The 12916-nt window shown below is 57.3% G+C and carries 11 protein-coding genes; 4 read left to right on the top strand and 7 right to left on the bottom strand.

What is annotated here, in order from left to right; translation table 11 throughout:
* Positions 1–4 precede the first annotated feature (4 nt).
* The 3 genes from ACTIEN_RS08470 to ACTIEN_RS08460 form a co-directional block, all read right to left on the bottom strand.
* Complete coding sequence (locus tag ACTIEN_RS08470; RefSeq protein WP_439522690.1) at positions 5–241, bottom strand: hypothetical protein; 237 nt, start codon at positions 239–241, stop codon at positions 5–7.
* On the bottom strand, positions 238–1386 hold the full coding sequence (locus ACTIEN_RS08465; protein WP_439522689.1) for an aromatic ring-hydroxylating oxygenase subunit alpha: 1149 nt from the start codon (positions 1384–1386) through the stop codon (positions 238–240). The genes ACTIEN_RS08470 and ACTIEN_RS08465 overlap by 4 nt, the downstream gene beginning before the upstream one ends.
* Before the next feature lie 102 nt (positions 1387–1488).
* Entirely contained in the window at positions 1489–2283 is a 795-nt protein-coding gene (locus ACTIEN_RS08460) for a helix-turn-helix domain-containing protein (protein ID WP_439522688.1), read from the bottom strand.
* 270 nt (positions 2284–2553) lie between these two features.
* Here ACTIEN_RS08460 and ACTIEN_RS08455 point away from each other — a divergent pair, with 270 nt between their 5' ends.
* On the top strand, positions 2554–2919 hold the full coding sequence (locus ACTIEN_RS08455; protein WP_439522687.1) for a hypothetical protein: 366 nt from the start codon (positions 2554–2556) through the stop codon (positions 2917–2919).
* A gap of 59 nt (positions 2920–2978) precedes the next feature.
* On the opposite strand, the gene ilvN is transcribed toward ACTIEN_RS08455, so the two are convergent.
* Together ilvN and ACTIEN_RS08445 are read right to left on the bottom strand one after the other, a co-directional pair.
* Positions 2979–3539: an acetolactate synthase small subunit gene (gene ilvN, locus ACTIEN_RS08450; protein ID WP_439522686.1), complete on the bottom strand. Its 561-nt coding sequence runs from the start codon at positions 3537–3539 to the stop codon at positions 2979–2981.
* 93 nt (positions 3540–3632) lie between these two features.
* Positions 3633–5387: an acetolactate synthase 3 large subunit gene (locus ACTIEN_RS08445; RefSeq protein WP_439522685.1), complete on the bottom strand. Its 1755-nt coding sequence runs from the start codon at positions 5385–5387 to the stop codon at positions 3633–3635.
* Between the two features lie 680 nt (positions 5388–6067).
* Between ACTIEN_RS08445 and ACTIEN_RS08440 the strand changes: the two genes are divergently transcribed.
* From ACTIEN_RS08440 to ACTIEN_RS08430, 3 genes are all read left to right on the top strand, one after another.
* Positions 6068–7153: a TRAP transporter substrate-binding protein gene (locus tag ACTIEN_RS08440; protein WP_439522684.1), complete on the top strand. Its 1086-nt coding sequence runs from the start codon at positions 6068–6070 to the stop codon at positions 7151–7153.
* Between the two features lie 116 nt (positions 7154–7269).
* On the top strand, positions 7270–8181 hold the full coding sequence (locus ACTIEN_RS08435) for a TRAP transporter small permease subunit (protein ID WP_439522683.1): 912 nt from the start codon (positions 7270–7272) through the stop codon (positions 8179–8181).
* Positions 8182–8245: 64 nt separating this feature from the next.
* The gene (locus ACTIEN_RS08430) at positions 8246–10597 is read left to right on the top strand and encodes a TRAP transporter large permease (protein ID WP_439522682.1); all 2352 of its coding nucleotides are present in this window, start codon (positions 8246–8248) and stop codon (positions 10595–10597) included.
* A 96-nt stretch (positions 10598–10693) separates the two neighbouring features.
* Here ACTIEN_RS08430 and ACTIEN_RS08425 read toward each other — a convergent pair whose 3' ends face one another.
* Positions 10694–11389 (bottom strand): hypothetical protein, encoded by a 696-nt coding sequence (locus tag ACTIEN_RS08425; protein WP_439522681.1) that lies wholly within the window; start codon positions 11387–11389, stop codon positions 10694–10696.
* Complete coding sequence (locus tag ACTIEN_RS08420; protein ID WP_439522680.1) at positions 11386–12825, bottom strand: PucC family protein; 1440 nt, start codon at positions 12823–12825, stop codon at positions 11386–11388. Before ACTIEN_RS08420 ends, ACTIEN_RS08425 begins: the two co-directional genes overlap by 4 nt.
* Positions 12826–12916: the final 91 nt, after the last annotated feature.

Raw genomic sequence — 12916 nt, 5'->3', positions numbered from 1 at the left:
GCGCCTAGACGCCGTCGGCCGGGGACAGCGTTTCGCGCCCCAGTTGCACCAGCTCATGTCGCAGCGATGCTGCGCGCGTGTCGCCGCATTCCAGCGCAAAAACGTAGGCATGGGTCAGAAAGAAGCCGGTTGCCTGTTCGGTTTCCGCCTCTTGGGCCGCCTGTTGATACAGGTGGATCAACGCATCGCTGTCGGCGCGCTCGTGGGCGTCCAACAACGCCTGATCCAGCGTCTGTGTCATTCGGTGGCGCGGTGATGTGCGATCCGGTCCGCGGCCCATTTGTGAAAGCAATGGGTCGGACCATCCATCGCGGGTGAGAAGCGTCCACCGTCAAACCCCGGTGCGCGTCGTCCGCGCTGCATACCTTCGACCACAAAGATGTCTTCCTCGAAGACGACCTTCCACTGTTCTGAATTCCTTTTGCGCAAGGTGTCATCCGTTTCAGGCGACGCGTAATAAAGATGGACATATTCCTCGGTGCGCCCCGGACCGTCAGGGCGCAGGATGATGGCGAAGGCATGATCGCGATGCACCCCCAGCATGACATTGGGATAGATCGACAGATATTCCGCCCCCGCATCCCATTTGGCATCCAGATTGGCAAAATCCGCAAAGCTTTGGCCATCGTCGTCTCTCAACTGCCGATAGACCAGCGTGCCCTGCCCAGAGGTCAGCCCCTCGTGTTCGATGTTGTAATGATCCTCGAGTCGCGAATAGCTGTTCAGGCCCGGATGCACCCAGGGCAAGTGATAGCTTTCGCAGTAGTTTTCGATGGCCAGTTTCCAGTTGCCGTTCACCGCAAGGGTGAATGTGCTGTCCGCGCCGCCATGATACAAAGGTTGTTCGAAATCCGCCCAACGCGCGATGACGTCCGCCATCGCGTCCTCGAAATCGGGGGCGGTGCCGGACAGGTTGATCCAGACGACGTCACGCCAGACATGACTGCGGACCTCGATCAGGCCAAGCGTGCTGCGGTCGATGTCTTCGTGTGAATTGAAACCCGGCCCCCCCACATGCGGTGTCGCGACAAGCTGACCCTGGGTGCTGTAGCACCACGAATGATAGGGGCAGCGGATCGCGCCTTCGATCTTGCGCGGTTCTTCTACAAGGATCATGCCGCGATGACGGCAGATGTTCTGAAACACCCGGACACCGTCGTCGCGTCCACGGATCAGAAGCAAGGGAATGTCCAGAAAGCTGATCGGGACAGCATCGCCGATCTCGGGCACATCCGACGCAACTGCCAATCCGGCCCAACCGGACCCGAAAAGGGCATCGCGTTCTTCGGCGAATTTCGCCGGATCGGTGTAATGTGCATTGGGAAGTCCGCGCGCCTGAGCGGTCGGTTTGAGCACATCGGCCAGAACGGGATCGATCACTGTCATTGCTGCCTCCAGTCATTGACTGGATGAGACCGTGCCTGCGCAACCATGCCCGGTCGCGTCAAATCACGACAAAAGCTGCCGCCAACCGACCAGTGTCACGCCCTAATGGAAAGGCTCGTCGAGCCGCAAAAGTTTGCGCTGATAGGGCAAGAGCTGCTCTGTTTCGCAGAACCCCGTGGTCCGTGCCTCTTTGCGTACCTTTGGGCCATCATGTCCAAGATGCTCGTAGACAAGGCGCGCCGCACGCGATCCCGAGAGGCTTTCCGCGACGGTGCGCATCGTGTAGCCGACCCAGTAATTGTTTTGAAACGACGGCACCGGCGACAGGAAATTGAACGACGTCGTCAGAGACTCGCGGCGGCTGACAAGTGCGGCAATGCCACCTTCCTGAGCCAGCAGCAGACCTCGGAATTCGCGTTGTTTCGGGCCTGTGGGAATGCCTTGTTGCGCCATCGCTTCCTTGGCTTCAAAGCCACGCAGGAAGACGGCATCGTCTTTGCGATAGACATAGACCAGCCCTTGCACAAACAGGGTGTCGTGCAAGAAACTGCGGCGCGCGAACTTATAAAAGCCGCTTGGAAACATTGTTTCGCTCAGGCTCGTTACGCCACAGGACAGGAAATCGTTGATTTCTGGATGCCCAAGCAATGATTTCGGACCCAGTTTGATGTCTGAAAGCGGTTCCAGAATGATGCGTGCATCGACCTTGAAGTACTGACAGATCCGAAAAAGCACGTCCGGCCTTGGGAAACTTTCGCCCGACAGATACCGATTGAACTGCGTCCGGTTGATCCCAAGATCGCGACACAATGCCGAAATGGACTCAGTGGACTTTGCAAGGTCGCGTAGATTTGCGCCAAGGGTATTGCGCAATTCCGATGGGCTTGGAGGTGTCACGACCGAAGACCTTTTTGTTGGATATCATTTTGTTTGGGGGCAACAAATCCGAGGCGAAAGCGCGCGGAGAGCAGTGGTAGGATCAGCATGAAACCTGGAAAACCTGAACAATCGGCATACAGTTGTAACGGTATTGTGTTAATGGTGGTGCGGATGTGCGTCAGGGTCAATCGCAAATGACACAAATTTGTCGTTATCGACGCAGAGTTCAGGATGTCGTGTTAGCGTAAAAATTAACACATTGGTCTTCAATGATGGGGAACCTAGAATATGAAGCTGCAGAATATGTTTGGTGTTGTGTTGTGGTCCGATGCATCTGCCCAGAATGCGGTTATCTGGTGCGAAGACCAAGGTGAGCTAGCCTATTATACGCCCGGCGATGGTTGCATCCATGATGCACCGTCCCTTGACGCGGGTGATCTTGTCCAGTTTGACGTCACCGTTCAGGAAAACGTGCGCAAGGCGACCAATCCGCAGATCCTGATGCAATCGCATTCGCCGGACCTGCCGCAAAAGCTGCGCGCGGGTCAGCGGGTCGGTGCAAATGACATGCCGGCGCAAAGGGCGGACACATCCAAAAAGGTTGTCGACCTGTCTGATTATTTTGGCGCACAGCCAGCCCGCAAATTCGCCTGATCAGGCGAACGCGTCCTGGTGTCGGGGAAGCATGTTCCCCGACATGGCTGTTGTTGGCGTCACACGCCGCGTGACAAGGCCGCGACTCCGGTTCGTGCCACCTCGACCAGCCCCAGGGGGCGCATCAGGTCAATGAAGGCATCCACTTTTTCCGGCGTACCGGTGATCTGGAACACAAAGCTTTCCAATGTGCTGTCCACGACATGCGCGCGGAAAATATCGGCGAGTCGCAGCGACTCCACCCGTTTCTCACCAGCACATTCGACTTTGATCAGCGAGAGTTCACGCTCAACGGAGCGTCCCTCGACGGTCAGATCATTGACCTGATGAACCGGAACGATCCGTCCCAACTGTGCCTTGATCTGTTCGATCACCTGCGGCGTGCCGGTGGTTACGATGGTGATCCGACTGGTGTGCCCAAGATGATCGACCTCGGCGACAGTCAGGCTGTCGATGTTGTAACCACGTCCGGAAAACAGACCGATCACCCTCGCCAGAACGCCGGGTTCGTTGTCTACCAAGACCGCCAATGTGTGCGTTTCCTGAACATCCGAGAACGTTGGACGCAGGTTATAGGCCGAATGTTTGGTTGAACCTTTTTTGATGTTTAGCGCAGACATGATCTTTTTCTCTTTCCAAATATGCCGGGGTGCAGGGGCGGACCCCTACATGGACCTGTGTGACGGGACCGGGCATGTAACCCGGTCCAACACTCAGACCATCACCGCGCCTTTTGTGCCGATGGAGTCCTTGGTCTTGGCTTCGCCCAGCAACATCTTGTTGTGCGGTTCGCCCGACGGGATCATCGGGAAACAGTTCTCGTGCTTTTCGACCAGACAGTCAAAAATCACCGGCCCGTCATAGTCGAGCATTTCCATGATCGCATCATCAAGATCGGCCGGGTCTTTGCACAAGATACCCTTGCAGCCGAACGCCTCGGCCAGCTTGACGAAATCGGGCAGGGCTTCGGACCAGCTGTGGGAATACCGCTCACCATGCAGCAACTCCTGCCATTGGCGCACCATGCCAAGGCGTTCGTTGTTCATGATGAATTGCTTCACGGGCAGGCGGTACTGCACGGCTGTGCTCATTTCCTGCATGTTCATCAACCACGACGCTTCACCCGCGACGTTGATCACCAACGCATCCGGATGCGCCACCTGAACACCGATAGACGCCGGAGTGCCGTAGCCCATCGTGCCCAGACCACCCGAGGTCATCCAGCGGTTCGGATCCTCGAAGCCAAGATACTGCGCGGCCCACATCTGGTGCTGGCCGACTTCCGTGGTGATATAGCGATCCCGACCCTTGGTCAGTTGCTCAAGACGATCCAGGGCATATTGCGGGCGAATGGACTTTCCCGAGGGTTTGTACTTCAGGCAGTCCACCGCGCGCCATTTGTCGATCTGGCTCCACCACTTTTGCAGCGCCTCGTTGTTCACCTTGCGGCCGCGCGCTTTCCAGACCTTGAGAATGTCCTCTAGCACATGACCGACATCCCCGATGATCGGCATGTCCACCCGGATCACCTTGTTGATCGAGCTTGGGTCGATGTCGATATGCGCCTTTTTCGATTTGGGGCTGAACGCGTCCAGTCGTCCGGTGATCCGGTCGTCGAACCGTGCGCCGACATTGATCATCAAATCGCAGCCATGCATCGCCAGATTGGCCTCGTAAAGACCGTGCATGCCCAGCATCCCCAACCAATGTTTGCCACTGGCCGGGTAAGAGCCGAGACCCATCAGGGTGGACGTGATCGGGATACCTGTCGCCTCGACCAGTTCGCGCAACAGCTGGCTGGCACCGGGGCCAGAGTTGATGACGCCGCCACCGGTGTAGAAAACTGGCCGCTCTGCGGTTTCGATGGCTTCGACCAGTTGCGTGATCGTCTCCATATCGCCTTTGACCTGCGGCTGATAATGGCTGACCTTGGCTTTGGCTTTCTCGGTATAGGTTCCGGTGGCGAACTGTACGTCCTTGGGAATATCCACAAGAACCGGTCCCGGACGGCCCGAGGTCGCAACGTGGAACGCTTCGTGGATCACACCCGACAGCCGGTCGGTGTCCTTGACCAGCCAGTTGTGCTTGGTGCAGGGGCGGGTGATGCCCACGGTGTCGGCTTCCTGGAACGCGTCCGAGCCGATCATGAAGGTCGGAACCTGGCCGGTCAGAACCACAATCGGAATGGAATCCATCAGCGCATCGGTCAACCCCGTCACCGCGTTGGTGGCACCGGGGCCAGAGGTCACAAGCACAACGCCGGGTTTGCCCGTGGCGCGGGCGTAACCCTCGGCGGCATGGACGGCACCCTGTTCGTGACGCACCAGAAAATGGCGAATGCCGTTCTGCTGAAAAATCTCATCGTAAATCGGTAGCACTGCGCCACCGGGATATCCGAATACTGTGTCCACACCCTGATCCTTCAGGGCTTGAACCACCATTTTCGCTCCGGTCATTTGACGTGTCATCGCTTTGCTCCGTTTACAGACACTTCTGTTCGTTACGCGAAAAAAAACCCCCGCTTTTCAGTCGGGGGCGCATGGGGTCCTGATCAGGTTCCGTTACCGGCCCATGCGCTTTCCAACTAGAATGACGAGGACTTGTGCCATCTCGGCTCCTTTTCGCGTGGCGAGACATTATGTTGGGCGTTGGGGAGCGTCAACATCGAAAAGCGCGAAAAAAGTACCCGTGAGGCAGATTTTCTTGTCATTTATTGCTGAAATCCGCTGCTGCGACGAAATATCCATAAATTCCGAAGCTTCTTTGGTGCAATTCTACCGAGTCGCCTTGGGTTTGGAGCAATAGCTGTGTGCCATCGTGCGAAGATGTGTATTTCTGGGTGTGCCGGTGTTGCTGCCACGCGTCCCGACGCTGACGCATGATTGCGCCGGTCGAAGGGCTATTCGAAGGCTGGCAAGGGGCAACAGGTCGGCTTTTTTGATCATTGTCGGCAAGACCGATTGACGCGCTCCTGACGCGCTTTGCGGGCCTGTTTGGATGTAAAAACTGCCTAAAATTTGTACATGCGTAAGGTCTGTTAAGCATTTGCATAAAAAATTTTTTCTGATTACGGTCCGGGCACTAAATGATCCGCGCAAACAGCGGACTGGCTGTTCTTGTGCATCCAAAACTGAAGGGGAGGAAATAAATGGATCGTCGTTCATTTTTGCGGACGTCTACTGTAGGCGCAGGTGCCGCAGCAGCAACCACACTTGCTGCACCAGCGATTGCCCAGGGCAATCGTACGTTGACAATGGTGACATCGGTGCCTGATGGCTTTGCGGTCTTCGATGAAGCTGCCCAGCTGGCAATCAACTACATCACGGCGATGTCCGACGGACAGTTGACCATCAACAAGATGCCCGCCGGTTCGCTTGTGGGCGCGTTCGAAGTGTTCGACGCCGTGTCCTCGGGGCAGGCCGACATCTATCACTCGGCAGAATACTACTTCCTGAACCAGCATCCGGCGCTGGCATTCATGACGTCCGTTCCGTTCGGCATGACCTCGCAGGAAATGGCAAACTGGTACTACCGTCGTGGCGGGCAGGAACTGCACGACAACCTGTCGTCGCTGTTCAACCTGAAGCCGCTGATGTGCGGTATGACGGCGATGCAGCCGGGCGGTTGGTTCAACACCGAAATCAATTCGGCCGAAGACCTTCAGGGCCTGCGTTTCCGTATGCCGGGCCAGGGTGGTCAGGTTCTTGGTCGTCTTGGCGCATCGGTTCAGAACATCCCCGGCGGCGAAATCTATCAGGCGCTGTCGTCCGGTCAGATTGACGGTGCGGAATGGATCGGCCCCTATGCGGACGAACGCCTTGGCTTCCAGGAAGTGACCAAGCTTTATTACACTGCCGGTTTCCACGAGCCGGGTTCGGCACTTCACACCGTGTTCAACCTGGAAGTGTGGGAATCGCTGACCGCGCAGCAGCAAGCCATCGTCAAGGTTGCCTGTGAAGCGGCCCATGCGCAAAACACCGCGTTGTCGCTTGCCGAAAACGGTGCCGCACTGGTGCGTCTGCAATCCGCGGGTGTCCAGGTTCGCGAATTCCCGGATGACGTCTGGGACGCGTTCGGTCGCGCCTCTGCCGAGGTTCGCGAAGAGAACATGGGTGATCCGATCTACGCTGAAATCTCCGAAAGCTATTTCGCTTCGATGGCGGAAAGCGCGGCATGGTACGACATTGGTGATGGCGAATACATGCGTCAGCGGAACCGCGTAAACGCAGGTTGATCACGTCGTGATCTTGCCCTGCCCGAAGGCTATTGATGCCTCGGGCGGGGTTTTTTAAATATTCAACACACGCTCTCGTCGCTTTGGAAACAGGGTTCGGGACAAGAGGTCTTAGCATGATCGACTTCATCATCTGGGTGCTTCAGAATATTGCTCTGGCTCCGTATCATCTTGTCCTTGCTGTCTTTAATCCGGGTCAATGGCTGAACTGGTCCAACCCGGAATCGGTGATGCGGTTCATCTATTACGGTGCATCGGTCGAGTTTTTCTTTGTCGTCTTTACCAGCCTTATCGTCATCACGTTGATTGGCGCGTTCTGGAAACGCGAGTTCTTGTGGTGGTGCGTTCGCATTCTTGAAGCGTTTGCCAATGCGGTTGGCCGGACAGCAGCCTGGGCCGGGCTTGTCATGGTCTTGACGCAAGTCATGATTGTCTTCCTGCAACGTATCTTCCGGGTCGCCGAGATTCAGCTTGGTCCCCTTGGAACAGCCTTTGCCAAAGACCTGAGCTGGTGGGCCGAAGGGCTCAAGTTTCACAATGCCGTCGTCGTCTGCCTGTGTGTCGCCTACACCTTTGTGCAGGGGGGCCATGTCCGCGTTGACCTTGTCTATTCCGCGGTCAAATTCCGCACCAAGCGCATGATCGACATGTTCGGTTGTCTTGCGTTCATGATGCCGGCGGTTGTTCTGACCTACATGTATTCCTGGTTCTTCATGTGGCGTCACCTGATGACACCTGCCGTCACGTCGACCAGCGATCTGGATCGCATGCTGATGCAATCGCGGATTTTCCGCTGGAACGTCGAAACCATCGGCTTCAGCCCCAACGGGTTCAACGCCTATTTCCTGTTCAAGGTTCTGATCGTTCTGTTTTGCGTCATGGTCTTCCTTCAGGCCATCACGTTCTTCTGGCGGTCCTACCTCGAATGGCTCGAGGGCGAGGAAAGCGCGGGCAAATACCTCGATATCGACAAGACTGGCGACGAGGCGGAAGACATGGAGCATGCAATCCATTCGGGTTCGACCTGATCTCGCCGCCGATTGAAGACACAAGGACGCCGCAAAAGGCGCGAAGTTAAAGGGATACCACAAGATGCTTTTCGGACTGGATGGGGTCGAGATCGGTCTGATCATCGTTTTCCTCACGCTCTTTGCGGGAATCATGACCGGTTTTCCGGTGGCCTTTGCCATTGCCGGGGCAGGGGTTATTTCCTTTGCGATCATCGCTGCGCTGGACAGTGCGGGGCTTCTTATTCACCAGGCGATTGACCGGAGTTCTGCCGATTACGCGGCGCTTGTGGCCGAAGGTGTGGCCCGAGATTCGATATCCATCTTCCGATACCCTGACCTGCCAAGGCTTGCCGAACCCGTGTTCATCGGTGGCTGGGAACAGGCGATGGAGCGGAACCTGTCCTTCATCGTGAACCGGATGAACGAACGTGTAATTGCGGGCCAGTCGATCGAAACGCTGCTGGCCGTTCTGATGTTCGTCATGATGGGTATCGTTCTGGAACGGTCCCGTATAGCCGAAGACCTGCTGACCTCCATGGCGCGCGTGTTCGGGCCCTTGCCGGGTGGCCTGGCGGTCTCGATCGTCATCGTGGGTGCGTTTCTTGCCGCCTCGACCGGTATCGTCGGCGCGACGGTTGTGACCATGGGTCTGCTCGCCCTGCCGACCATGTTGCGCAACAACTATTCGCCAGAACTCGCAACCGGCGTGATCGCGGCATCCGGCACATTGGGCCAGATCATCCCGCCCTCCATCGTGATCGTTCTTCTGGGGACGCTGGTCGGTGATCTCTATGCAACTGGTCAGGAAACCCGGGCCCAGTTCGCCGGGTGCGGGGACGCGCTGACATACCTTGGGGAACCGGCGGTCCTGTCGGTGGGGACGCTGTTTCAGGCCGCTCTTTTGCCAGGTCTGTTCCTTGCGTCTCTGTATGGGCTTTATGCCTTCGGATATGCGCTTTTCCGCCCGGAAAGTGCTCCGCCCGTGCAGATCTCGGGCGACTCCGGAGAGGTCGTCACCCGCAATGAGGCGCTGACCTGGTATCTTGCGGCCCCGTTCGGTCTGATTGCTGCGGTTGTGATTGGTGTCAGCGTTGGTCTGATCGGAAACCAGTCCATCACGGTATCCGACTATGCGCAACGCGCCGATGGCCCGAGCCTGCGGACAAACGTGTCCGAACAATGCCAGGCCGCAATGATTGAACTTCACGGTCAGGACGCGTGGGACGAAGCAAGTGCGCAACGCGCTGCGATGACCGCGGCAGGTGATACAGGTGAGGTTGTCGAACTGACCGAAGAAGAACGTGCGGCCTCCCTGTTGGCCGCCCGAGACAATGCTGCCCCGATCGGGACCGGCGTTGCCACGATCTTTACCCTGCTGGCGCTTGTCCTGATCCTTGCGCGTGGGGTGTCTCCGTCTTCGGTTGCATTGCCGTTGATCATCGGCGGGGCCGGTGTTGTTCTGGCGGTGCTGGCGGACATCCTGTTCATTTCGCCACTGACGGGGCCGGGGGCAACCTTCATGATCCTTGCCATCCCGATGGCGCTGACCATGTTCGGTGTCTGGATCGCGATGGGGCGTCTGTCCAAGAATGAACTGCTGCGCGTGGTCTTCCCACCGCTGGTTCTGATCGTTGCGGTGCTTGGGTCCATCCTTGGCGGGATCACCAACCCGACACCGGCGGCTGCGCTGGGTGCTGCGGGTGCGATCATGCTGGCCGCCTATCGCAAACTCAGCGAAGAGCAGGGCGCATCCAAGATCGTCATCTGGGCGTCATTGGCCCTGGTCATCATGATCCTGCTTGGCATCAATTTCGACCTGCGCATCACCCGCGAAAGCGTGCCATTCCAGGACTGGGTGGCCTATGTGGCCGCGCAGATCACCTATCACTTTGCCTTTTTCGGTCTGCTGTACAGCTGCTGGGTTCTGCTCAGAACGAACATCCTTGGACCGGTCGTCCGGGAAACCGCCAAGGTGACCTCGATGGTCTTCACCATCCTGATCGGGTCACAGCTTCTGAACCTCGTGCTGATTTCATTCGGCGGCGAACATTACATCCAGCAATTCCTGCGCTCGTTCGACAACGAGACAATTGTGTTTCTGGTTGTAATGCTGATCCTGTTCATCCTGGGCTTCGTGCTTGATTTCCTCGAGATCATCTACATCGTGGTGCCGATTGTTGGCCCGGTCATTTACGGCGGCACGCTTGATCCGGCATGGGTCACGATCATGATCGCGATCAACTTGCAGACATCATTCCTGACGCCACCGTTCGGGTTTGCGCTGTTCTATCTGCGCGGCGTGGCCCCGAAAGAGGTCACCACCGGACATATCTATCGGGGTGTCATCCCGTTTGTGGGCATTCAGGTGCTTGGCCTTGCCATCCTGTGGTTCTTCCCGGGGATCGTGACCATCGTGCCGGATTTGATCAGGTAAACTTCTACGCATCACGCAAGAAAGGCCGCCCGAAAGAGCGGCCTTTTTGTTTGGATCATGTCTGCCCCGAAAGGCGGCCTGCGCTATGTGACCCGTCTATTTGATCAGCAATGGCAGGTTCAGCATCCGGGAAAACGGTGTGCCGCCGTTTGGAATGACGGAATTACGACGTTCGCTGGTGGTCACCAAAGGCATCGGCCAGAAGTACTTCGAGATGTATTTGCCACCACTGATGACAGAGTCGGAATGCCGGTTCTTGGTAAGCAACGGCATTGGCCAGAAAGACCGCGACATATACCGCCCGCCCCTGATGACGGACCTCTTGCCGGTCTTGTGCGGCAAAAGCATCCGAAGCCCAAGCGATTGCGATACAAGACCGGGACGGTGTTCCTCGATGTCGCGTCTCCGGGTCAGGAAAAGCGGATGATCCTTGAGAACGCTGACAGACTCGGTTGCACCTTTCGGCTCTTCCTTGACATAGGTTTCTTCCGACAAGTCCCCGACATCAATTGTCTCTGTTGCTGCAAAGGCCTCTCGGGCAATGCGTGCGGCCCCCAAAGGCTTATAGGTGGCCAGCACAACCATGGCAGTACTGCCTTTGCCAATGTTCTTGGCATAGGCCGTGGCCGTCTTTTTCTCCATGCCCAGGTTTTTCAGGTCATCCGCACCGGGTTTGTCTTCCGCCCCAAACGTGAGAACTGCCTTGGTCGGAAAGCCTTTGCTCAGCAGATCGGCCTTTACGGCTTGGGCTTTGGCCGCATCGGCAAAAAGTCGTGAAATTACCTTGGTCATGTGACCTCCATTGATTTGGGGTGGTGCTTGGCCGCGCGCGGCACGTCTTCAGCCTCTCCTGCGCCGGACGTGTACCGAAAGGCGACAAGCACAGCCAACGCAAGAAAGGCGATCTCGATAATGAACACGACGTCATAGGGCGTTGTTGGATCAAGACCACCCAATACATCCAGTCCAACAAGGATATCGCGGACAAGTCCTGCAAGGGCGATGCCCACACCCGCGCAGGTGGCCTGCACGGCGCCCCATGCGCCAAGGGACAGACCGATCTGGTTTGCAGGCGCGGCCCGAAGGGTTGCGGTCAGCGTCGCATGCCCAAAAAGCCCGGCACCAAGCCCGGTGGCAAAAATGCCCGCAAGAAAAAGCGGGGTTCCGATCAGGGTCGAGGACAGAACGATCGCGGCAAATCCCGGAATGCCAATCAGTGCCCCCATGCGGGCAAGACGTATCGGCGTGCCGCCGGCACCAAGACTGTAGGACGCGCAGGCAAAACCGATCAGCGTACCCAAAGCCAGCAGGGCGGTCAGTTTGGTTGTCTCCGCGACGCTCAATCCCAGCGCTTGTGCGCCGTAGGGTTCCAGCAGAACATCCGCCATGCCGAACCCGAACGTGCCCAGCCCGATGATCACCAGCAGGGGCAGCATCCCCTGTCGCGCGACCAGATCGCTCCAGGCCTGACGAAACTGGATGCGCGGGGCGACTTCCATCTCGCGGGCGCGCACGCGGTCGCGCGCCTCTTGCTTCCAGATGGCAAAGAAATTGATGGCAACGGTGACGACCGCAGAACCCTGAATGACCTGCACAAGGCGTCCCGGCGAATAGGTCTCAAGCAGCGCGCCATAGATCAGCGCGCTGACCACCATCCCCAAAAGAAGCATGACATACATCAGTCCGACAACTTTCGGATGATCCTCTTCATCCACCAGATCCGTGGCAAGGGCGAGCCCGACCGTCTGCACGATATGAGCGCCGGCACCAACCAGCAAAAAGGCAAGTGCCGCAGATGACAACCCGATCCAGCGTGGTGCATCGACGGCCTCGCCATAGCCGGACAGAACCAGAAGAGCGAAGGGCATGATGGCGAAACCGCCGAACTGATACAACGTGCCCTTCCAGATATACGGAACGCGTCTCCAGCCAAGGGCCGAGACATGCGTGTCCGACTTGAACCCGATCAGTGTGCGGAAGGGGGCAAACACCAGCGGCAAAGCCAACATCCCGGCAACAAGGGTTGCAGGAACGGACAGTTCAACGATCATCACGCGGTTCAATGTTCCAACCAAAAGAACCAGCGCCATGCCGACCGTCACCTGAAACAGGGACAGGCGCAAGAGTTTCGACAGCGGAACTTCGTCGGTTGCGACATCTGCAAATGGCAGAAATCGCGGTGCAATCCTGGCAAGGTTGTTCAGTGCAAATGACCGATAGTTAAACATGATTTTCCAATTGTCGCGGCGGAACCTCAGGCCGTCCTCAAAAAATGAACGGCCCAAGGTGTCCGGAGGAAAATATCACCTGGCGATTCCG

The sequence above is a fragment of the Marivita sp. genome, assembly GCF_051859345.1.
Classification (GTDB): domain Bacteria; phylum Pseudomonadota; class Alphaproteobacteria; order Rhodobacterales; family Rhodobacteraceae; genus Marivita.
This window is presented reverse-complemented; position numbering and strand designations above follow the sequence as displayed.